This window comes from Paenibacillus sp. FSL P2-0173 (assembly GCF_038008045.1).
Taxonomy (GTDB): domain Bacteria; phylum Bacillota; class Bacilli; order Paenibacillales; family Paenibacillaceae; genus Paenibacillus; species Paenibacillus polymyxa_B.
Genome location: NZ_JBBOYK010000002.1, coordinates 579654 through 602328 on the forward strand (window position 1 = coordinate 579654; position 22675 = coordinate 602328).

The 22675-nt window shown below is 43.7% G+C and carries 23 protein-coding genes; 7 read left to right on the top strand and 16 right to left on the bottom strand.

Going from position 1 to position 22675, the window contains the following annotated elements; translation table 11 throughout:
- Window positions 1–19 precede the first annotated feature (19 nt).
- Both MKX30_RS12895 and MKX30_RS12900 read right to left on the bottom strand, forming a co-directional pair.
- A complete protein-coding gene (locus MKX30_RS12895; RefSeq protein WP_023987972.1) occupies window positions 20–538 on the bottom strand; it encodes a GNAT family N-acetyltransferase in 519 nt (172 codons plus the stop codon).
- Window positions 539–608: 70 nt separating this feature from the next.
- Complete coding sequence (locus tag MKX30_RS12900; RefSeq protein WP_341062879.1) at window positions 609–1124, bottom strand: hypothetical protein; 516 nt, start codon at window positions 1122–1124, stop codon at window positions 609–611.
- Window positions 1125–1433: 309 nt separating this feature from the next.
- Here MKX30_RS12900 and MKX30_RS12905 point away from each other — a divergent pair, with 309 nt between their 5' ends.
- A complete protein-coding gene (locus MKX30_RS12905; protein WP_341062880.1) occupies window positions 1434–1931 on the top strand; it encodes a hypothetical protein in 498 nt (165 codons plus the stop codon).
- A 200-nt stretch (window positions 1932–2131) separates the two neighbouring features.
- Here the strand turns inward: MKX30_RS12905 and nspC are convergent, their stop codons facing one another.
- The 7 genes from nspC to MKX30_RS12940 all read right to left on the bottom strand — a co-directional run bounded on the left by nspC (window position 2132) and on the right by MKX30_RS12940 (window position 9887).
- Entirely contained in the window at window positions 2132–3271 is a 1140-nt protein-coding gene (gene nspC / locus MKX30_RS12910; protein ID WP_023987969.1) for a carboxynorspermidine decarboxylase, read from the bottom strand.
- Between the two features lie 8 nt (window positions 3272–3279).
- A complete protein-coding gene (locus MKX30_RS12915) occupies window positions 3280–4479 on the bottom strand; it encodes a saccharopine dehydrogenase family protein (protein ID WP_013309649.1) in 1200 nt (399 codons plus the stop codon).
- 315 nt (window positions 4480–4794) lie between these two features.
- The gene (locus MKX30_RS12920; RefSeq protein WP_252508810.1) at window positions 4795–4944 is read right to left on the bottom strand and encodes a hypothetical protein; all 150 of its coding nucleotides are present in this window, start codon (window positions 4942–4944) and stop codon (window positions 4795–4797) included.
- A gap of 264 nt (window positions 4945–5208) precedes the next feature.
- The gene (htpG, locus tag MKX30_RS12925) at window positions 5209–7089 is read right to left on the bottom strand and encodes a molecular chaperone HtpG (RefSeq protein WP_341062881.1); all 1881 of its coding nucleotides are present in this window, start codon (window positions 7087–7089) and stop codon (window positions 5209–5211) included.
- Between the two features lie 180 nt (window positions 7090–7269).
- The gene (locus tag MKX30_RS12930) at window positions 7270–7893 is read right to left on the bottom strand and encodes an SMI1/KNR4 family protein (protein ID WP_341062882.1); all 624 of its coding nucleotides are present in this window, start codon (window positions 7891–7893) and stop codon (window positions 7270–7272) included.
- Between the two features lie 155 nt (window positions 7894–8048).
- On the bottom strand, window positions 8049–9362 hold the full coding sequence (locus MKX30_RS12935; RefSeq protein ID WP_339201785.1) for a PQQ-binding-like beta-propeller repeat protein: 1314 nt from the start codon (window positions 9360–9362) through the stop codon (window positions 8049–8051).
- Between the two features lie 54 nt (window positions 9363–9416).
- Window positions 9417–9887 (bottom strand): DUF7716 domain-containing protein, encoded by a 471-nt coding sequence (locus tag MKX30_RS12940; protein ID WP_053325130.1) that lies wholly within the window; start codon window positions 9885–9887, stop codon window positions 9417–9419.
- A 132-nt stretch (window positions 9888–10019) separates the two neighbouring features.
- On the opposite strand from MKX30_RS12940, the gene MKX30_RS12945 reads away from it, so the two are divergent.
- Entirely contained in the window at window positions 10020–11150 is a 1131-nt protein-coding gene (locus tag MKX30_RS12945; protein WP_341062883.1) for a phosphodiester glycosidase family protein, read from the top strand.
- Window positions 11151–11283: 133 nt separating this feature from the next.
- Here the strand turns inward: MKX30_RS12945 and MKX30_RS12950 are convergent, their stop codons facing one another.
- Both MKX30_RS12950 and MKX30_RS12955 read right to left on the bottom strand, forming a co-directional pair.
- Window positions 11284–11733, bottom strand: coding sequence for a DUF6386 family protein (locus MKX30_RS12950; RefSeq protein WP_341062884.1), 450 nt, complete (start codon window positions 11731–11733; stop codon window positions 11284–11286).
- 221 nt (window positions 11734–11954) lie between these two features.
- Window positions 11955–12053: a hypothetical protein gene (locus MKX30_RS12955; protein WP_014599622.1), complete on the bottom strand. Its 99-nt coding sequence runs from the start codon at window positions 12051–12053 to the stop codon at window positions 11955–11957.
- Between the two features lie 724 nt (window positions 12054–12777).
- On the opposite strand from MKX30_RS12955, the gene MKX30_RS12960 reads away from it, so the two are divergent.
- Complete coding sequence (locus MKX30_RS12960; protein ID WP_023987960.1) at window positions 12778–13116, top strand: helix-turn-helix domain-containing protein; 339 nt, start codon at window positions 12778–12780, stop codon at window positions 13114–13116.
- Here MKX30_RS12960 and MKX30_RS12965 read toward each other — a convergent pair.
- Both MKX30_RS12965 and MKX30_RS12970 read right to left on the bottom strand, forming a co-directional pair.
- On the bottom strand, window positions 13113–13484 hold the full coding sequence (locus MKX30_RS12965) for a hypothetical protein (RefSeq protein ID WP_340958426.1): 372 nt from the start codon (window positions 13482–13484) through the stop codon (window positions 13113–13115). The two genes, MKX30_RS12960 and MKX30_RS12965, sit on opposite strands and share 4 nt — an antisense overlap.
- Window positions 13485–13510: 26 nt before the next feature.
- Complete coding sequence (locus MKX30_RS12970) at window positions 13511–13924, bottom strand: hypothetical protein (RefSeq protein WP_340958427.1); 414 nt, start codon at window positions 13922–13924, stop codon at window positions 13511–13513.
- A 382-nt stretch (window positions 13925–14306) separates the two neighbouring features.
- On the opposite strand from MKX30_RS12970, the gene MKX30_RS12975 reads away from it, so the two are divergent.
- The 3 genes from MKX30_RS12975 to MKX30_RS27385 all read left to right on the top strand — a co-directional run bounded on the left by MKX30_RS12975 (window position 14307) and on the right by MKX30_RS27385 (window position 15203).
- Window positions 14307–14621, top strand: a complete 315-nt coding sequence (locus MKX30_RS12975) for a transposase (protein ID WP_340958428.1) — start codon at window positions 14307–14309, stop codon at window positions 14619–14621.
- Window positions 14622–14772: 151 nt separating this feature from the next.
- On the top strand, window positions 14773–14937 hold the full coding sequence (locus MKX30_RS12980) for a hypothetical protein (RefSeq protein WP_341062885.1): 165 nt from the start codon (window positions 14773–14775) through the stop codon (window positions 14935–14937).
- Between the two features lie 47 nt (window positions 14938–14984).
- Window positions 14985–15203, top strand: a complete 219-nt coding sequence (locus tag MKX30_RS27385) for a helix-turn-helix domain-containing protein (protein WP_441952288.1) — start codon at window positions 14985–14987, stop codon at window positions 15201–15203.
- A gap of 179 nt (window positions 15204–15382) precedes the next feature.
- Here MKX30_RS27385 and MKX30_RS12985 read toward each other — a convergent pair whose 3' ends face one another.
- The 3 genes from MKX30_RS12985 to MKX30_RS12995 are packed head-to-tail and all read right to left on the bottom strand — an operon-like array spanning window position 15383 to window position 21832.
- Window positions 15383–16765: a lanthionine synthetase C family protein gene (locus MKX30_RS12985; protein ID WP_053325125.1), complete on the bottom strand. Its 1383-nt coding sequence runs from the start codon at window positions 16763–16765 to the stop codon at window positions 15383–15385.
- A gap of 16 nt (window positions 16766–16781) precedes the next feature.
- The gene (locus MKX30_RS12990) at window positions 16782–18647 is read right to left on the bottom strand and encodes an ABC transporter ATP-binding protein (protein ID WP_341062886.1); all 1866 of its coding nucleotides are present in this window, start codon (window positions 18645–18647) and stop codon (window positions 16782–16784) included.
- Entirely contained in the window at window positions 18644–21832 is a 3189-nt protein-coding gene (locus tag MKX30_RS12995; protein WP_341062887.1) for a lantibiotic dehydratase, read from the bottom strand. The genes MKX30_RS12990 and MKX30_RS12995 overlap by 4 nt, the downstream gene beginning before the upstream one ends.
- Window positions 21833–22365: 533 nt before the next feature.
- On the opposite strand from MKX30_RS12995, the gene MKX30_RS13000 reads away from it, so the two are divergent.
- Window positions 22366–22668, top strand: coding sequence for a transposase (locus MKX30_RS13000; protein ID WP_445671353.1), 303 nt, complete (start codon window positions 22366–22368; stop codon window positions 22666–22668).
- The last annotated feature ends 7 nt before the right edge of the window (window positions 22669–22675 follow it).

Below are 22675 nucleotides of genomic sequence, written 5' to 3' on the forward strand. Positions count from 1 at the left end.
GATAATGAAACACCTTTAGCTATATAGTCTTCTTATTTAACCTATAGACCTCGGTATATAAAATCTCTTTAAACGGAGCAAAATCCTGTTCAGCCAGCGCACCTGGATAGCTCATTATTTGAAGCCGCAGATCAGCCTGTCCTTCTCTTAAAGGAGGCTGTACATAGTCAAAATGGTTCAGATGAAATCCCAAACGTTCATAAAAACCAATTCTTCTCCGGGTCCATTCATCCACTGGTGGCTCAACCTCCAGTACTACCGGTTTACCGGACTGTGAAATAAACTTGCTCATAAGCTCTTTACCTAACCCGCCACCTCGTATAGCCGAATCTACGGCAATATGCTCTACAAACCGAAAATCTGTAAACTCCCATCCCGCCAAAAAAGCAATTATTTGCCCTTGTTCGTCCTTTTTGGTAAGTAAACGATAACATGGATGATGAAGCAGAGCCCTTTGTGACTCGGATGTTCTGCATTCCGTTTCAGGAAAAGAAGCCTCCATAATCGCATATACTTGAGAGAATTCTAGTTCATTCATTTATACTTTCAACTCCTCTAACGTTAACTTGTTGGTCTACTAATGTCATTTACATTAGGGCCCTAACCCTTTAGACCTTGTTTAATTCCATAAGCGTCAGCAATATGTGTTCCAACAGCTCTGGAATGTCTTCCATCTGATCTTCGTTAATTTGTCTGGAAAATCGGAGTTCAATCCTGTTTTGGTACATAGACGTCTTCTCTCCGTAAATCTGACTAAGGGTTTGTACCGGTCTAAGATCGGGCTTCCAATTTTCGGCCAGTATATTTTCAATCCGGCTGCATTGTGACTCAATCTCACGAATTTCCATGTAAAAACTCAGCAACAAGACACATCCCGGAACTTGATCTTTGATTTCCAAAATTTCCGCAGCCAAGTTGTTTAAATCCGCCTTTAGTTGAATCTCTGCTGTCACACTCGGGTGTTCTCTCAGTCTGAATTGGACAGCAAATTCACGTGACATCACGGACATTTCCAATCTGTCGATCCGCTGTGTAATGTCAATACGTGAATCCAAATTATCCAGATCGTAAACCGTATTTTCCATAGCCACTTTTAAATTATCAAAAACCGTAGGGTCGAACATGTACAATTCACCTCTGCCTATCGTTACAATTTATTTCCCCAACTCATGTCGAAGTTTGTTCCTAATCCAATGAGTATACCATATATATTTTCCTCCAAGAAACCTAACCTTTAAACAGAAGTCCTGAAAAAAACCTGTAAACAAGCGAAATGCAATTCTGTAACAAAATATTCTATTATATTTATTTTATTGATAAATATCCCTTTTATTATTCCAATTTACTGGTAATTAATATACAATAGTTCACGTTGGCTACTAATATATTCATATAAATGAATATAAATCCTAAAAAAGAAAGGAATCTTATTCATGAAAAAAACGTTGTTAGCTTCATTAGGTCTTACACTTTTGCTAAGCACTTCTGCAGGTGCCGCTTTTGCTGAAGATGCAAATTCTGTACCAGTAGCAAAGGAATCAAATCTCACCTCCTTACTTGAATATCATGAACAGGAACCAAATGATAGTTTTGAACAAGCTAACTATTATTTTATAACTGATGCTGTCATTGGAACCCTCGGGGAAAAAGTACAAGGAACTTTTGAAAACTACGATGTATATAAAATTATGGCCTCTAGATCAAACGAAATTCAGTTTACTATTCAGGGCGACAGTTATCCTGATTCTTGGTTGGAACTAACTCTTTACGATAGTAATAGTCAAAAGATTAAAAGATCAAGAAACGGTCAATATTTTTTAAACGCAGATCTTGAAAAAGGTAAGGACTACTACTTGACCGTCACTGCGTTAGGACTTCAACCTGGAGGACATATATTTGACTATAAAATCTCTTCTGAAGTTGTAAGGTAGACTAATTAAATTTATGTAACTTACCAAATTGTTAATCATTATTTAATGCCTGCTGTTATATTGGATACATACAGAAGGCAAATAAAAATCAATAAATCACTAACTACGCCAAAAAGCCTCACCCCTTTCTTAAGGGGCGAGGCTTTTGTAGTTCAGTCATTCTATTCAGTGCACTTAGTTCTTTTACCCCTGTGTAAGCCTTACGACAAACGCGAGCTAAAGTCCTCGTAGGAGAACTGACGGATTACCTTAATGCCTTCCTCGTCGTTGTAGCTGGCGATGGCTGGCAGGTTGACTCCGTTGAACATGTGGTTTTTGACCATCGTGTAATGGGCCATGTCGCAGAATACAAGCTTGTCTCCCGGCTTCAATGGCTCTTTAAAGGAATAGTCTCCAATCACATCTCCAGCCAAGCACGTAAGTCCACCAAGTCTGTAGGTGTAAGCATACTCGCCAGGCTGGCCTGCATCGATGATGTTCGGGCGATATGGCATTGCCAGTACATCAGGCATATGACATTCAGCCGAAGTATCCAAAATGGCAATATCCATTCCGTTTTTCATCGTATCCAATACGGTAGCCACCAGATATCCAGTATTCAAAGCAATAGCTTCGCCCGGCTCCAAATAAACCTGCACACCATATTTATCTTGAAAATATTGAATACAGCGTACCAGCGTGTCCAGATCATAGTCTTCTCTGGTAATATGGTGGCCGCCGCCGAAATTGAGCCATTTCATGTTCTTAATGTATGGTCCGAATTTCTCATCCACGACTTTAATGGTGCGCTCTAGCGTATCTGAATTCTGTTCACACATCGTATGAAAATGAATACCGTCTACGCCATCCAGATCCTCAGGTCTAAAGTTAGCCAGAGTCACACCCATTCTGGAGTTGTTGTAGCAAGGATCATACAGCGGCGTTTCGATTTCCGAATATTCTGGATTAACCCGAATGCCGATGTCGATTTTTTTGGAAGTTACGCCTTGCACTCTGCTTTTGTAGCGTTTCAGTTGATCAAAGGAGTTGAAAACAATATGGTCAACATACTCCAATAGCTCATCAAATTCACTGTCAACATAAGCAGGTGCGTATACGTGAACCTCTTTGTCCATTTTTTCGCGACCAAGTCGTGCTTCGAACAACGAACTGGAGGTTACGCCTTTTAAGTATTTGCCAACCAGAGGAAAGGTCGAAAACATCGAAAATCCCTTAAGAGCGAGCAAAATACTGCAGCCTGTCCGCTCTTGAACGGAATTTAAAACCTCAAGGTTTTTGACAAGAAGTCTTTCGTCAACAAGATAACAAGGTGATGGAAGTCCTGTAATATCAATATTCATCGCAGACCTCAATCAAGCAACGTTGGCGTAAAGTTCTCTTGCCATGGCAATCCGTGTTTATTTAGTGCTTCCATAAATGGATCTGGATCAAATTCCTCAACGTTGTAAACGCCTGGTTTTTTCCAGATACCTTTGATAATAAGCATTGCGCCGATCATGGCAGGAACACCAGTTGTGTAAGAAATGGCTTGAGAGCCAACCTCTGCATAACATTCCTCATGATCACAAACATTGTAAACATAATACGTTTTTGGTTTTCCATCTTTCACACCTTGGATGATGCAACCAATGTTCGTTTTGCCTTTTGTTCTTGGTCCCAGAGAAGCCGGGTCTGGCAAAATAGCTTTCAGGAATTGCAGTGGAATGATTTGTTGTCCTTCGTAATCAATAGGCTCGATAGAAGTCATGCCTACGTTTTGAAGTACATTCAGATGATTCAGATAATTGTCCGAGAACGTCATCCAGAAGCGGATTTTTTTCACGCCTTTAATATTCACTGCAAGAGATTCCAGTTCTTCATGGTACAAAAGATATATATTTTTCGGTCCAATTTCAGGAAGGTCGTATACCTTTTTCTCAGAAAGTGGCTCAGTTTCAATCCATTCTCCGTTTTCAAAGTAACGGCCCTTCGCCGTAATTTCACGAATATTGATTTCCGGATTAAAATTAGTTGCAAAAGGATATCCGTGGTCCCCTGCATTCGCATCCACAATATCAATCGTATGAATTTCATCAAAGTAGTGCTTTTGAGCATAAGCCGTAAATACTCCAGTTACGCCTGGATCAAAACCGCTGCCCAGCAGAGCTGTAATTCCTGCTTTTTCGAATCTTTCTTTGTAGGCCCATTGCCAGCTGTATTCAAACTTCGGCGTATCCGGCGGTTCATAGTTCGCCGTATCAACGTAATGAACACCTGTCTCAAGGCAAGCATCCATTATCGTCAAATCCTGATAAGGGAGAGCCACATTGATAACTACATCCGGTTGAAAGCTTCGAATCAAGTCAATGACCATGTCGGTGTTGTCAGCATCAAGCTGAGCCGTTTGTATCTTCGTACGACCTCCACCCAGCTTCTCTTTAAGCGCATCGCATTTCTCAACAGTTCTGCTTGCGATACAAATTTCTTCAAATACATCTGGGTTTTGGCAACATTTATGCACCACAACGCTGGCCACGCCACCGGCGCCAATAATCAATGCTTTTCCCAAAATAAATAACCTCCTTATTCCATACGCTAATCGCTAATCATTCTTGCAAACAAAATGATTATAAAGACATCCCACCAAATAATCAAGAAAAACGACAATTTGCTGTATCAAAATTCACAGGAGCATGTCACAAAAACTTTACAAATCCCAAAATTAGGAATAAAAACTTCGTAAAGTGTGCAGAAAACAAACATTACCCCATACATACCAGGGAAGTCAGCACGCATTTAACGGAAGTTTTTTTGAATATAATGCTCATAGCCCTAAAGAATTAATATTATCTTATTTCTAAACAAAAGACCACCCCTCCGCATCCTATGAAGAAGATTCATGTGGGGGTAAAATTATGGGCTGATAGCGTAATGCCTCATCTACGATCTCTGCCGCACTCAAATCACGATCATCCCAGTAGATCAAATTACTGATCCCCGGATGGGGCGTATTTTGCATCACTATGGTCAGCATGCTGTCGATTTACTCTTCTGTTCCCTCATCTCTGATGATTTTTTCCACCAACTGTATAAGCTCACTTCGGTTTAAATTTTGGAGTTCCTCGCTGGCTCGATCCAGACTCATGTAATCGCCCTCCTTTGTATTGAGTATGATCGGCATTGTGTGGCCCATCCTTTCTTCTGTAAGCGCTATATGACCTATTATGGAGCTTTAAGAAGCGTTTATGATAAATAAAGCCGCCCCCAGTATGGGAACGGCTCTATACAGTAAAGCTTTTTAAACCATGATTTTGCAAATATCATTCGTGAATTCAACCGGATCTTGCAGCGGCAAGCCTTCGATCAGCAAAGCCTGATTATACAGTAATGCCGTATAGAGGTTTACTTTCTCCTTATCCTCGGCAAAAGCTTCTTTCAAAGAGTTGAACACCGCATGGTTTATGTTGATTTCCAGCACTTTATTCGCTTTGACATCGGCGTTATTAGGCATAGCGTTCAAGATTTTCTCCATCTCAATCGTCACTTCGCCGTCTGCGGACAGACATACCGGATGTGTCTTCAAGCGCTTGGAGGCTTTAACACTGGATACCTTGCCTTCCAGCAAGCCCTTCATGTACTCGAACAGCTCTTTGTTGTCGTTTTGTTCTGCTTCTGTTTCTTTCTCGTTTTCGTCAGGCTCAATGCCCAGATCGCCGCTCGATACAGATTTGAATTCTTTCTCTTTGTAGCTTAAGAGCATTTTAATAGCGAACTCATCAATATCATCGGTGAAGTACAGAATTTCGTAGCCTTTATCGGCCACCATTTCGGTTTGCGGCAGTTTTTCAATACGCTCGTTGGACTCGCCGGAAGCATAATAAATATACTTCTGATCCTCTGGCATACGTGATACGTATTCGTCCAAAGTAACCTGCTTTTTCTCTGTAGAAGAGTAGAACATGAGCAGATCCTGGAGAGTTTCTTTATGTCTGCCGTAATCGTTGTAGACACCAAATTTCAATTGTCTGCCAAATGATTTGTAGAATTGATCATATTTCTCCCGGTCATTTTTGAGCAAGGTCAGCAATTGGCCTTTAATTTTGCTTTCGATATTTTTGGCAATCAGCTTCAGCTGACGGTCATGCTGCAGCATTTCTCTGGAAATGTTGAGTGACAGGCTTTCGGAGTCAACCATACCTTTGACAAAGCTAAAATAATCCGGCAGCAGGTCAGGAGATTTTTCCATAATCAGCACACCGTTGGCATACAATTCCAGCCCTTTTTCATATTCCTTGGAGTAGAAATCAAACGGGATATTTTCAGGAATAAACAGAATAGCTTGGTACACTACCGCGCCGTCCGCGCTGACGTGGATATGCTGGAGCGGCTTGTCGTAGCCATAGCGTTTTTCCGCATAGAAATTTTGATAATCCTCGTCGGTCAGCTCGCTTTTGTTTTTTCTCCAGATAGGAACCATGCTGTTGATACGCTGTTCTTCTTCGTAATCCTCGAATTCGTTGTCGCTTCCCTCTTTCAGACGCTTGCCTGTAATATCCATTTTAATCGGATAGCGGATAAAGTCGGAGTATTTTTTAATCAGTGCTTTTAAACGATACTCGTCCAAATATTCGTCGTAGGACTCATCTTCGGTGTTTGCTTTGATTTTCAGAACAATCTCGGTTCCGACCTCGTCCTTCTCAGTTGCTTCAATGGTATACCCGTCTGCACCTGTGGATTCCCATTTATAAGCAGTATCACTTTCCAAAGCCTTGGTAGTCACTGTAACCACATCGGCTACCATAAAAGCTGAATAGAAGCCGACGCCGAATTGACCGATGATATCATGACCATCCTTGGATTCATTTTCATTTTTGAATGCCAGTGAGCCGCTTTTAGCAATAACACCCAGGTTATTTTCTAGTTCTTCTTTGGTCATACCAATCCCGGTATCACGCAGGGTTAGCGTTCTGTTATCCTTATCGGCAGTTACTTTGATATAATAATTTTCTTTGTCAAAGACCAGTTGATCATCCGTCAATGCTTTGTAATAAATTTTGTCAATCGCATCACTTGCATTGGAGATCAGCTCTCTTAGGAAAATTTCCTTTTGCGTGTAAATCGAGTTAATCATCATTTCTAGCAGACGCTTGGACTCAGCCTGAAACTGTTTTTTCTCCATTCGGATATCTCCTTTCAGATATGAACCTATGTAAGGCCAGCAGATATGAGCTATGCAAACGATTCAACTTTGTTAGCACTCCCATCATTCGAGTGCTAGCCTACCTTTTTTATAACATTCCTCATTTTTTATGTCAATATCTCGGTTGGCTGAGCAGTAAAATTACATTTTAGGAAATCGCTAGTGTCTAATGTACTTAAACATCACGTTAAACATTTCGACAGAAGATGGAAACAGCCCCTGTACATGGGGAAGCAGATTACTCCTGATTCGCAGCTCATCCTCATTCAAATGCTGTAGGTCCTCATGAAAGAACCAAACAATAGGATAATCGCCGTCCTTATGTCTGCTGCCTGCATTTAAACAAACGGGACCCTGATCGTCCTCTGCTATTGCAAAAGGAATGTAGCCTGCTGACAGCAGAGGTGACCATTGATTAATCAAATCATAAAATGCCTTTAAGCCTTGACCTACAGGCAGACGTGGAAACTCAACAAACGTACAATCGCTCCAGTATACTCCCGGAATGGATTCATTATCGAATTGTAAAGATACATAATGGTAGGCCATGATAAAACTCCTCAGCAGGGGCGGCAGCTCAAAATGGTATTTTTCCTCCATCTCCCGAACTTCCTGTTCAGTAATCTGTGAAGGGAGAGGCTTCCATTTGATCCATCCCTCCTCGTCGACATTCCCATCACGCATTTCAATCGGTACATTTTCTTCCACATCCATAAAAAAGGCTTCATCCATTTGAGCAAATAGTTCCTTCATGGATGTACGAATATCCGCTTTCTTGTCCATGTCCTCACACCTCTTTCCTCTCTATTCACATTTTGCATCATGGGTTAATGCCAAATGCCCTCTATCTGAAAATAGCATTGTAATCATGTGTTACTACACTTTTTAAGTTCAGCTTATCAGAACTTGCTTTTATCACCATTTGCGGAATATTAGTATTACCAGCGCAATGGCTCATAGTTCCGCCAGATCACCCAACGCGCTGTCTCGTGAATTGGCGCGGTGCCAATGCTATATTCGTCCTTCGTGCCGCTCTGCAAATCAATCAAATGAAGCATACCTCCGTACGTTCCAACCGCCAACATACCTTCATCAGGTGTAACTGCCAGCCCGGATATCGTACTGCCGACAAAATAGCGCCAAAGTTCACGACCCTTCCTGTCAATCAGACGGAGATAACCGTAGGCATCACCCAAAATAGATCCTTGTGTCAGCGCTGTTGCGGCGTATACTCGCATTTCTTCATTGATTATCGGCCATTCTTCCTTATTCTGAGCAAGACCCTGCTCCACCTCAGCAATCGATACTTGAATGGTGGCACCGTTATAGAAATGACAGGCATTGTACCAGACGTCCAGATCATCTTTGGAAAATAGGGCATAATGCGGATAACTAGAACTTGGCTCCAATGTATGCACCGTCTTATCGGACAGATCCATAAGCATATGCTCACTCATCTGGCTGCCGTAAGCGATCCAGCGTCCATCCCTCGACACAGCTCCATGAGCCATATCCACAATCGTGTCTTCCAGCTCTAGTTCTCTTCGTTCAGACGCCTTGGGATGGATCAAATCCACCTGATCAACACCCAGCAAATAAACACCGTAACCGCAAACCAGCAGAAGTCGCTGTCCATCGCCAAACGGGATCACTTCATCTAATATATCTTCAGGATGCTCCTCATCTCCCAAGCACTCCAGACCAGGAATGGATGCTTTTAAGCGTCCTTGTATATCCTTCCACTGAAAATGTGCTGTCTCTTCTCCTTGCAGATTTCGGTCCGGTTGACGAACAATACGAATCCCCTGTCCATCCACCAACGCAAAATAAGTCCCGTCCGGCGAACAGCCTACTCGATGCAGTCCGGGGATTTGCAAGATTCCATCTTTTCCCGTCACATAGATCGTCCCACGTTCCCGAGGATTGCCCGCATGTACAATGATTTCATTGGCTCCATTCACAAAAGCTATCGGCCTAACGGCTTGCAAAGCCTCCTCGAACGCTGGTGTAAGCGGCCAAGACGCGGCTGGAATTTCTCGACGTAACTGCTCCATTTCACCAGCCTGATTTGCCTCCTGAATCATACGAAAAATATCTTTAGCCATCTTGGGGCGTTCGTCCTGCTTTGGCTCTGATTGCTCCTGCTGCCATTCACTTTCCATGCCGACTCTGATAAATTCATTCACATCTGCGGCATACCTTTTTCCTTCCTGTCGCCACTTTGCTGCCATTTCATGATTCAACCAACTCATTTGCTTCCCCCATCCAGTGTATGTATGCCCTGTTTGTTCTACAGGCTTTGTTCATTATGTAAGGTGGTTTCTCACCTTTGTCAGCACAGACCACAGGTCTGTCACTGCCTTCACCTCTTCATAGTCCAGATAGGCATCTCGTTTGTCATAGTATTTTACCGCCATAATCACCATCTGAAGCGTCACTGGCTGTCCAGCAGCCTTAAGGACTTCTACAATACTTTCGAAGGTCGCCAACTCAAACCAGGTTTGAACCTGACGATCCGGCACCCACTTGGGAATATACTCGTCCTGTTCGTTGGTTACGGCTGTACCCTCCTCTGCACATTCCTCTAGCCAATGCTCATCCCAATAATAAATCGGTGTGTAAACAGGGTCCTGATCCCATTGATCCACATTCACATATAACCAGTTATTATGCAGTTGCCCCACGCTACGCACCAATTCCTGTAATCCTTCAAATACACGATAAGACGGGCGCTCTCTGCGACGGTAATCCTCAAGTCTTGTCTCATACCTGCTCATCTCCAACCTCCCGCTTCCTATATCAGCTAAACACTCAAAATTCGCATAACATACATTTACAACTTATAAAACCCGATATAATTACAAGCACCTCGTAAAGTGTCAAGACTACATAAGGAGATTGATCTATTCATGAAAAGAATCACCGCACTTGTTATCCTGTCCTTGCTATTACTTGTATCCCCGATCTACGCTGCTGCCCCAGCACCTATGCTGGTCTATGTGGACCAGAGTAACCACTCCTTCATCCCGCTTCGTCTCCTGAACAACTATGAAGGGATCACACTCAACATGACGGCAGCGGACAAAAAAATAGAAATTGCGCAAGGCAATACTCGGATTACCCTATTTGCCGGAAAATCTACTGCCAAAGTGAACGATCAAACGGTCCGTTTGCAAAATGCTCCTTTTACCGATAATGGTTCGACCTATGTACCCTTGCAGTTCATCAGCCAATATCTAAACCTGCAAGTCTCATGGCAAAAGGAAACCTCAGCTGTACGCATTAAGCAGGGTACAACGTCCGTCACGCTTCCGGTACTTACCGGTAAGCTACCCGGAAATACTACACCCATTACGACGGCTCATAAAAGCTTCAAGGTCGGATCTCGTACCTTTTCCGCTAAGGTGGTCACCATCTCTATGCTCCATCCCAAGGTAAGCCTGGATGTGGCTCTGGCAGGCAATACTATCGGCAAAGTGGAAGACTTAAGCAGTCTCGCCAAACGTAATCAAGCGGTTGTAGCCATAAATGGTACATTCTTTGACGCCTATACCAAAAGCTCCTACAAAACGCCTTACGGCTACCTGGTCAGTCACGGAAAGATGTTGAAAAAAAGCTCCGGCGACCAACGGACAGTCTTCACCTACGATGCGAACCATTTAGCTGAACTGGTGTCAGGTTCTGCCTTTGAACAACGGTTAAGCCAAGGTAACGTCGAAGGTGCCCTGCAAGCTGGGCCTCGTCTGGTCACAAATGGACAGGTTTCCCTAAATGTCAAAGCCGAAGGCTTCAAGGACCCAAAAATATTAACAGGCGGCGGCGCCCGCAGCGCAATAGGAATGAGTCGGGATCATAAGCTGATCCTCCTGACCACAAGCGGAGCGACTATACCGCAGCTCGCCCAAATGATGAAACAGGCCGGAGCTTATCAGGCCATGAATCTGGACGGCGGTGCTTCCAGCGGGCTGTATTACAACGGCTCCTACCTCACCACACCCGGCCGCCAAATCAGCAATGCCATTATTGTAAAGTATCAATAGACGGATAAAGGGCTGTCTTCACGGATGTGTAAGCCGTGGGGATAGCCCTTTTTCCATTTTCCCCGGTTCCGGTTGTTCCTGCTTCCACCTGTTCAGGTGGCTTGTATGGGCCATTACGGGTTGATCCTGCAACCTACAATCGAATCAGACCCGTAAAGCTATTGGTGCCTTCGCTTCCTTTTTTTAAAGAAAGATAAATACGATTGTCTTCTCTGCTCGCCAAGCATTCATAAAGTCCGGGTTGCACAGAAAGGAACGTCCCTCCCCATACACATTCAGGCTCCAGTCCACCACTTGTGGCTTCCTCCCCTGCTCCAATAAATAGGTTACCTGAGGGAACCTTCAAAAACAGTCGTACAGCAGGCTTGTCAATATGATCTGTCATCACAACCTCATAGGTCCCGTCGACTCCCAGATTCAAAAAAGCTACATTTCCCGCATTCAACTCGCCCAGCTCGTCCTCTTCGATGGACCACCAATCCGGATCATCGTCCAAACGATGCTTAAGTGCTTGCGTATCAAATAGGCAGAGAGTCGCCGTGTCTGTCGTAAATTGAAATGGACTGCTTGCCATATTCATCATCCGATCCTCCTGATTTTGGTCAGCGAATTTCCGTTTTTCCACGTCTTACGCTATCCGTATTGCTATATACTTGAGGGAAAATCTCCCTGTATGTAAAGTATAACAATGCTTGCAGAGCCAGACAACATACAGGACTAACACCCATTCTGCATAAAAAAGCCCTCCCTCACGATGTCGTGAAAGAAGGCCGATTTGTGGATTTAAGCGATGCTAACCTGCTGTTAGATCAGAAACGACTTAGTAATAATCACCAACAAAATGAACAATACCAAAATCGCTCCTGTGGATGTCCATGCTCCACCGTAACCTACTTCACCCATGTCTGAATCCCTCCTTGCGTTAAAGCTTACTCTTATCGTATGAAGAAAAGCGGATTACGACAGGGCGAATTGGCAAGTTTATTTGCCATGGAAGGGCTATTCAGAAAATGGACTGATACGTCTCGGATGGATCGCTAATCACTCGGGATGACAACTGGCAGAGAATGTCGTCCGTTCTTCGCAGTAACCTGCTCACATCCTTGTACTTCATTTTTTAAAGGAGCGGGGTTTCTAACTGGGATGAAAGAAATTGAGTGGTACCTATAAATACAACAACATCCAATCCCGGGTTGGTTTCGGTATGTAATAAGTGCAGCAGATCAGTCATAGACAGGAATCCGGGAGGGAAAAGGCTGTTGTTTTCTTTCATATGTATAGCTTTTAACATGGAGGTTAACGCCCAGTCACTTAGGATAATGCAACATTGGAGTTGGTTGTGCTTGTGCAGAATTCGGGCTAGTTTCATGTGGTATTGGGATAGAGTGTGGAAATCGGTTATTGAATTATGTAGGTGTTGTGAGGGTCTGGACGGTTGAGTGGAACTTGGAATAAAGGTAGAAGGAGCTTCTTTCATATCTATTCCTCCAGAGAATTTCAATATTAGTCTTATTATACTCTAAAATAATACTTATAGATATAATCAATGCTGAATATACGATTCTTAATCTCATGTTTACCCAAGAAAATCTTGACTACACTTTTTAGTATGAAGGGGTGTAGATAAATGCAGGACAAAGAAGTACTAAAGCTAGTTGGGGCTAGAATAAGAGTGTTACGCAAAGAAAAAGGTCTCTCACAAGAAGCTCTTGGGGAAAAAGGTGGATTTCATTTTACATACATTGGACAGATCGAACGTGGAGAAAAGAATGTTTCTTTGATAAATGTAGCTAAAATTGCAAAAGCACTAGACGTAAACTTAGTTCAGTTGTTTTCATATGTAAGCGAGGACCCCAAAATTGTGGAGTCTGATGAAGATATTATAGAAATTATTACGATGCTCAAAAAGTCGAGTCCAGAGAAAGTACGTTTGGCGAGGAATGTGATAAGGGAAATTACAAATTAAAAGGATTTTTTTGTTTTCAAAATTGGGGAAGTATCAGGTCGTAGTAACTCTGACTTTACACGGGATAAATTAACGGGTTCTGTTTGTGGTTCTAAAGGTGATAAACTGATCCAACCATTCCCTTTCTCTGTAATTCGAACTTTTTCGTTTTTGGATAGCCCGCGATCCATTTTCTCCAATCCATCTTTCATAGCTTGTTTCAGCATTTCAATAAAGACATGGGCGTCCAAAGATTGCTTTAGGGCCTTGTAGTTTTCTTCACGTCGTTCCTCAAAATCGGTAGATAAGTCATCATCCGGGTTCCGATATCGGTTCGCACCGACCGCCCATATTTCCTTACAGCGAAGCTTATCTCTTAATGCTTGCAAAACACTGATCTCATAATTCATACGATTTATGCGCTCTGCCCTTTCTCGTCTTTCTCTACAATGATTTCTCTATTAACGTTACGTATGACTCCATCAATCGGGACATCTTCCAACAGGGGTAAATAGTGTTGGCCTGTATCTGAATACCTTTTGACCAGTTCCAGCGCGAGGATTACTGGCTGATGAACCTCGTTATTGGAGCGGAAGTCCAGGATACCCAATATCTCAGGAACCATGCGGGGATAATGGCTCCCATAGGAAGCACGGATAATCGTATGAACTTTCTCGCGATAAGCCGGGCCTGTATGCTTGAACTCTTTTACTAGATCCCTCAATGTTTGCTCGTTGACGATTGGAAAGATCACATCCTGTACAATTCCATCCGGATTATTGACGGCAGATTGTGCTAGGTTAAATAAGATACCGTACTTATTGCCCACTTTCCGCAGGTCGTTCAGAATTTCCTTCTCAACCTATCGTTCAGCCCGAACGCCGATACAGTGAACAATCTGAATGAGCAGTTCAATTAAATTATCGGTAATCTCCATGCTCTGGAGCCAAAAAAAAGGCCGACCAGAAGTTTCTGGCTGACCTAATAATACGAAAAAAGAGCAGAGACGGTAGACGCAGGCCGTTCCGCTCCTTTTACTCTTCTTCTTGTTAGGCATTCTATTTAAGATACCAAAAGCCCATTACGCAGATTACCTCGTGGTATTTACGGCCGTTGATTTCTTCGCTCATCAGACTAGGGTTTGTCTTCAAACTATAAAACAAGCAAAGAGTCTCAAGGATGAAGATCTGAAAACGGCAAAAGCGTAACACTTGAAGCTCACATTTTCGAAGTTGTGGAAGCAGGAAACGCCTGAGAAAGCGAAAGTGTTCTTGGATAGCTGGTATTTTTGGGCGACACATAATCAAATCCCTGATATGGTGAAATCCGCGAAAACGATTCGTCAGCATGCAACAGGGATCTTAAAGTGGTTTACATCGAAAATAACAAACGGTATTATGGAGGTCATTAACGGTCTTATTCAATGTGCCAAACGACGGGCACACGGCTACAGGTCGCTCAAAAACCTGAAGACGACGATTTATTTGATCGCTGGCAGACTTAAACTGAAGACAGGCGAGATTTAAAACAAAAGAGAACCGCGATCAGTTTGGAGCCACAACCCGCTCATCTCACCGAACACGATTCCCTTGTCCGATTTTTATAGATTTACGTGACCCACGCTAAACTACGAATAACCCGAAATAACTATAAAGTCATAAAAGCGACGGTGAAAATGTGGAACAGACACAAGGATTTATTGAAATTGAAGCTTTGATGAAAAAGGAGAAAGATAGGCGTATGTTCGAGCATTATCAAGACATTTATCAGCATTTGAAAGAAAAGAATGCACAAGAGATCTCAGAAATCATCGACAGAACGGAACGAACGGTCTACAAATAAGTAGTCGAACTACAAGTGACTACGCGGTTCCACACGAAGTCGGATTTCTGAAAAAATATTGTTGGGCTCTATCTCTTATTGGCGAATACATCAAGCGGGAGTTTGGTCATCCCTATTCTCTGCGTGGTATTTCTAAAATGGTGCACCGACTTGGACTCAATCACACCAAACCCACGTATAACTTGGCCGCGGCGGATGAAGCTAAGCAGAAGATATTTACCGAAGTGACTTTCCCCGGTTTGAAAAACGACGGGGGAACGAGCTGACTGCTCATACTGCCTCTTTTCGACGTTGTCCCTCAACATTCTACGAATGCTTGAAGCTCTAGCCAGACCAATGAAGAATCACATCGTTTGTGAAATACCCATGGATAAAGGGTCTGAAGATTTTTTCCTCAGACCCTTCTGTCATCAGTCCCGGCGGTGTTCGGTGGTATGGTGTTAACCTATCGTATCAACAAAGCCATATCCCAATCCGGGCTTTCCTCGTAAAGCAAAGAAGCTAGCACAAGTGCCACGCCCGCGGCACCCGTCAAAAAGCCCGCTTCATCCACTTGCTCATACTTGCCATTCACAAAATGTTCATCATAATAACCAAACTTCGACTCTGCCGCATACTTATCCAGCACAGCCACAACTAGTTCATCACGCATCACGCCAAGCGTCACATGACCCGTATCCGAATACATACGTTGAATCATATGAAGCAGTCCCCCTACACCGTGGCACAAGGTAGAGGCGGTGAGTCCACCCATAGTCTGGATGCGATTCTCTATCTCTACATACGCCTGCAATCCAATTGCGCTCCATTCCTGATTATCCATCGCTTGCCCAGCTAGCCAGATGGATCGTGCAATCCCAGGCACCCCATAGCACCAGGAGTCCCACGGGTCTCGGATACTGCTCGGATGCAATTCACCCTGAAGTACCTCTTCAACAGCGACTCGCCCCGGCCAGAACGTTCCCGCTTCACCGCTCACTCGCCATCGACATGTCCACTCGGTGAGCCGCCGTAGATCTGCACGCATCGCTTCTGTTGTCATGCCCTGCAATTGCGATAGACTCAGAAAAGCCAGCGGTCCTGAGATACCATGGGATAGACCTACGTTAAAATTCCCATTTGGATACTGCACCTTTTCATGTTCGAGGAACTGATTCGCAGACGGGATATGCCAAGCAGGGATCCGATGTCCTAGATAATCTTTTTCCCCACAGAAGACATGGAATACTTCAACAATCCGTTGCCAGATGATCTTCATCTGCGGTCGATCTGAGAAAGCCAACACAACTCGTCCAATTCCTGTCAAACCTTCGATTGTATCGTACTGACTAATACGCAATTGCCCTTCTTCCCACTGGTTTTTGCATATCTCTACATAATTTAACACGGCTTCCTCGAACCAACTAGCCAGTGTATCTAGCATGCCTTGGTAGCGCGTATTCTTTCGTGACAGAGCACGGACGCCTATCAAAATACCCGCTAACCCACTGTATAAAGATAGAGTATGAATACCTTGCTGTTCGATTACCTGTTGAATCTTTTGCAGGTAACTATGCCCTACCATATCCCAACCTTCATCAGGATATAACTGATCAAGTTGTCCCATTAATACACAAATACCTGTAAATCCACCCGAGAAGCTTGTGTCTGACCATCGTGCTACCTGTTTCCCTTCAATCACTTGCCCAGGAACTTGCTTCATCTGGGCACGTACCTGATCAGGATCCTTATAACGCTGCACAATCGCCTGCAACACTTGTGCTACTTGCTTTCTAACTTCCCCTTTTAAGGGGATCCATTGTGTTGATACCGCACTTGCCGCTTTCACCCTCAATCATCTCCTTCTAATTCACCCCAACTTCTTCTGCAAATGAACTTGCTTGCACTTGATACATCTGCGCATATACCCCACCTAAACGCATCAATTCAGCATGCGATCCCTGCTCAATAATCCGGCCGTCCTCCATGACTAAAATCTGATCCGCTAGACGCGCAGACGAGATACGATGTGTAATGAAAATCCCTATCGTATCTCTCATTAAATGTATGAACAATTGCAGTAAGTCCCGTTCAGCCAATGGATCCAAGAACGAGCTCGGCTCGTCTAGAACATATACATCCGCACTTCGCAGAATGGCTCTTGCAATTGCAATACGTTGCCACTGTCCCCCCGAAAGTTGATGTCCTTCATCGAACCATTTGCCAAGTTGTGTATCGAGACCGCTTGGCAAATTCGCAATCATTTGGTCAATAGCTGCAACTTTGGCTGCATCCATCAATCGCTCATCTTGTTCGAGCTCAGCCAATGAGCCGAAGCCAATATTATGGCGAGCCGACATTTCATAGTGAACAAAATCTTGAAACACAACCCCCATGCGTTCTTGGACTTGTTGCAGATCGTAGTCGAGAACATTTCGGCCATTGACTTGGATGGTACCACGATAATCCGTGTACAATTGCATTAACAGCTTCACGAGTGTGGACTTACCCGAACCATTCTTCCCTACAATAGCCACAGTCTGCCCCTTCTTGAATGTCACATCCACTTCTCGAATCGTATCCGAATCTTGTCCTGGATAAGCGAAAGATACCTGATCGAACGAAATCTGTGTAATCTGGATACTTGCATTTGCGTCACACGATAGTTCTGTTGCATTGGGAAACTGTTTCTGTCGATGAACAGGATCTGACGTGGGCAATTGCAAGAACAAGAGCAATTGCTCCATGTAAAGATTGTTCTGTGAGAACTGGACAAGCCCCTGAATAACCCCCTTCGTCTGGTTCTGCGTGAGCATAATCGCTTGGATATACCCATACAAACTCCCGATCATCATCGCTCCTATAAATGTCTCGTGAATTACAAGCCCAATTAGCCAGAACAAAGCCACCATTTCTAGCATATCGTACAGAAAAGTAACTCGAATTCGCTTCAACAATATGCGACGATCCACAAGGAGGAAGCCGTGCAACAAATCGCGGTATCGGTTTAACAAGTAAGAACCCAATTGGAATATTTTCACTTCCTTAAATGTGCTATCGTTTGTTAATAGATACGTCATGTACCACGATTCTCGACTCTGCGGAGTGCGATCCAAGTAGATTTGGAACTGTTCTCGATTGATTTTGAAAATCGAATAGATAGAAACCGTTGATATCATGAGAATCACGAGCACCACCCACCATTTCCACAGAACAAGTAAGATAGCAGATGAAATAAGTGTAATGAGTCCAGAAGCTATGCCAGCCATCTGGCTATACAATTGATAGGGGCGATAAGTGGCTTCTTGTGAAACCCTTTTTAATTGGTCATTAATCGAAGCATTCTCAAAATCGGCCAATCCCAACGTGGTTGATTTCTCGCAGATCATGACATTCATCGAATTGGAAATGACCGCCTGAAGATTACCCTCCACATAGCTTTGAGCGACGTCGATGAAATTCTTCAAAACATAGATGACGATGAACCAAACAAATTGAGAAAGTACCCAATATTCCCCTTCTTTCCATCCCACGGAAACACTATTCAACAAATTCTGTGTAACCATTAATGTCATCACAGGCACAGCGCCTTGAATGATGTGTAGTATCATACTTGGAATCATATACTGTTTATTCATATGGAAAATCAATTGGAAGAGTTGCAGCCCGTGTCGAACCGTCTTCCAGAGTGAAGCTAATTCATGCTGACATCCCTTCCAAATAAAGTTCATTGGCTCTTCCTCCAATATTGCAACAAGCTATTAAGGGCATGACGAGCCATAATCATTACCTTACGTTCTTTATCTCGATCAATCCCAATCAAGCGGTTTAAGTACATATGAATCACACTGAATAGGATATCGTCTTTGTTGTTCATAAGAGTGCCCTGCCGCTCATGCTCAAGAAGTGCTTGCTGATAACACTTGACAGCCTCTTCCCTGTGCTGACCAATCTGATGAATCAGCTTACCTTCTTGATGCAATGATATTAATTCGGATGAATCCCTCCCTAACAACTGCAGGAATAAACGCCGTTCATTACGGAAGTCATCCAGATATTCTTTTACATCGAAGCGCTCATTGAGGAGCTCGTAAACCTTCTGCTCGTTGTAACCAAACTGAGTCATGTATTGTATTACACTACACACCGCCACGACCTCCTGACTTAGCTGTATCTGCTTAAATCGAAGCAGCCGAACCAAATTCGCTGTGACATCGCTGTCACAAGCAAACATACGTTCCGCTAATCGCATAAGCTCAGGTCCACCATATCGTTCGATCTCTGGTTCATACGTATCCACAACAACCTTATTTATCATTCCATCTTGAAGTAACATAGTCGTCCATTCATGGAAGATTGGGATGAACGAAGATATGTCATTACCGCTTGGCATGTTGAACCGTACCCGAATATGACGAATTGGATCGGAGTAACGAATGAAATACGCTTGTTCAATTACACCTGCCTCACGGCATTTCTGAACAAAATCTCCCCACTGACGACCAATGAATTCATCTTGGCGACTGTCTATCCCATAGAACTTGGCATAGAACCACGATCCACCCGGCAACTGCACACGCTGCGATGCATCAACAACAGTCAGGCGAGAGATTTCTGTCTCCTTACTTACCGCCACTTCCGCTTGGGTCAGATCCATCTCTTCCGTGCGTCTAACGAGTGGGAAGACAAATTCCGCCGTCAGGCGCCCATCGCTCCGCTGGATCGGCATATCCTCGAATCCCCCTATATGCTCGATCAGCGTCACTTGACCATTTGATTTCAAGTCTTTGCAGATCTCCTCCACATGCAGAGAATGCTCCATATCGAACAAGATACGATTATCGAATTGGGTCATATACACATACCGAGGTACTTTCCACTGTATACTGAATTCCCTAACCAGAAGCGCCAATTGCTCCTCGCTCTCGCGCTCAGATGTCTTGCCACTCAATTGTATACGCCATGTCGCTGGACTTAACACGATGTTCCCATACCTTAAACGCGGAGTAAAGGGGGATTGATCCATTACTCCCCATTCTAATGTCGACCATTGTCGATACCCTTCCTGACTAACTTCCACCAAAAACCGGTACACATTCGGTGCACCCTGGTAGTTCAGCATATGCCCCGCTGTCGGGATCACTTCGCAATTGTGCTTGCGTGACTTCAAATAAAACTTATCGTCTCGCACCCCAACCATCAGATCGGACACAAGAATCTGTTGATCCTCTGGTACAGTGTGATTCGTGCCAATTCCGATTTCATAAGTGCGAAAATTTTCCGTGAGAACGACATTCGTCGATCTGGCTGCACTGGGTAAGTACGAAATCTCTGCAAGTAGTTTACCTGGTGATAGGCGTTGCTCTTCCTCATGAATCTCATTGAACATGTTTTTAAACGAGACACCCATTAAATCAATAAATCGTCCGAACGTTTTCCCCGCGCCACTCGATCCAGGATTCGGTCCAAGTACTAACGTGTACTCTCCGCGATTGAGCGCTTCCCGATCCTGCACAACCATTAAAAAGTAGAGTTCCATTGACGGAGTAGGAATTAACTCACTGGTGGTTTTATCAGATTCATCCTCCAAGATCTGTTGAATCCTTTCGTTCGTGAGAACAATCTCTTGTTCACCCTGATGCATACACGAGACGAACCATTTGAAGAGTAATTGTTCACACTTCGTACTGAATGGCACACTCGGATTCTTCAACTGCCTATGAACGCTGCTCGGATTTTGATAGGTGGCCGGTGCCCCTAGCCCAATCTCCTCATCCAACAACTCCAGAATTGGTATCTCTCGATACGGACCGTATTTCTCTAGGAATTCATTGCAGTATTCCTCCAGGTGTCGGTACTTACGCGTAGAAATTCGACTAAACAAATGTGCAACTTTCTCAACATCCTCACGAACCTGAGAGGGCAAGGTCACGGAACGGTCTTCCAAGGACAAGTCAACCTGTACCGTCGTCTTCACCTCCGCCAAAGCATTCATCATCTGTCGCAACTGAAGTAGTTGCTCCTCGCCCTGCCCAATTGATCGGCTATTATAAGAGCGAATATTCCGACGAATTTCATTGAGAGCAACCTTCCATTCATCTATACCCTCTACCCGATCCAACACAGACAAGATATGATCGAAGGGCTCTATACTCGTCGTCGGAGGTCGCAATTCCGAAATTAAGAATTCTTGTTCAAAAAGCTGCCAAATGTAATGATGAATCGTATCTAATTCTGCCTCCATGAAAGCACTCTTAATCCGGGATACGAGTTCTAGGTACGGAATTGGATTCATACTAGCTTCCATCACCAGATCGAATACTGCAGAGGCTCGTACGGATACGCTATCACTTTCTCCGACGCCGAGATCGCCATATCTCGCTACGTAAGGAATCTTTGCTCGTTCGCCTTGACGGTAGATAAGAGAGTTGCGCTGAATACGAAACTGAACCACAACTTCACGTTGTTTCTCGATCTTATCAACAATCTTTAACAACCATTCCATATCTGGTCGCACGCGTTTGCGATACGTAGCGATGCCTTCTATGTTCATCTGCGACTGTTCGGCGAATTGCCCGTAAGTCACACCGGAAAACAGGCCAAATGGTGTGGGACGCGTCATCATGCGGAGCAGATAGCGCATGAAACCTTTGATAGCCTGCGCTTTCTTTCGTGCATTCTGGTCATTACCAAGATGAGAAAGTGACTCAAGCAAGCTCGGGCTCGCTACCGCAATCGCTTCGCGAATGATCGGGTCATTGGATAATTCGACAAGTTTATTTAGCGAATAACGCTTAAGCTCTTCTTGGTCTTTCCAATCGGAAGGAAAACACTGTATAAACAAATTGAATGGCAAAACAGGCGTACGAATCATAAAAAAATCGAGTGCACGATAAATATTGGGTTCTTTCGTCATGTTTCCTCCTAATTATAGTGGACTAAAAAAAAGATTTAGGGAGTACTTTTAGAGCCTAAATACTTTCAGACCTCTTTACATTCGACACATACCCGAAATCTTTTATAATCCTAAATTTTGAAAGCACGTAACAGCGTTGAATCAAATAGAAGGATGATCAGTATGACTATAATAAAATGGCAAATATATAAAAAATGTTTATTACCAAAAATGAAGAATATTCACCTCTTCCCCACGAACAGGGCAAAGTGATCTCCATGTTAAATTATGAGTATTATTATTCTAAATCGGCTATGCTGAATTGATGAGCAAGTCAATCTCATCAACGGTAAAGTCACTAGTCGTACCGCATCACCACACTGCTCACATCCAAACTACGGTGCATTGGTTAAATGCTACTAGAGTAGAAAGTGGACATGGAGAACCGAGAATGCGAAAATAAAAAAATCAGTATTCGAGGTGAGCGATATGACTAAGAACTACGACAAAGAATTTAAAATCCAAACCGTACAGATGATGAAGAGAGTAAGTCGGTGGCGCAGGTAGCCCGCGAGCTTGGCATCAGCACGAACACGTTATATCGCTGGAAAGCTGAATATGTACAGCATGGAAAACAGGCTTTCCCAGGCAGCGGGAATTTGTCGCCCGCAGATCAGGCTATGCGCGGTCTGCAAAAGCAGATCCGTGAACTGCAGGAGGAAAACGAAGTCTTAGCACTACTTCGCAAAAGACCAGCGCTAATCTTTTCTTTCATCCACAATCACCGCTTCAAGCTCCGTGTCGTGAAGATGTATCTGTATTTAAGGTTTCACGAAGCAATTATTATGAAGGGGTAAAGAACAA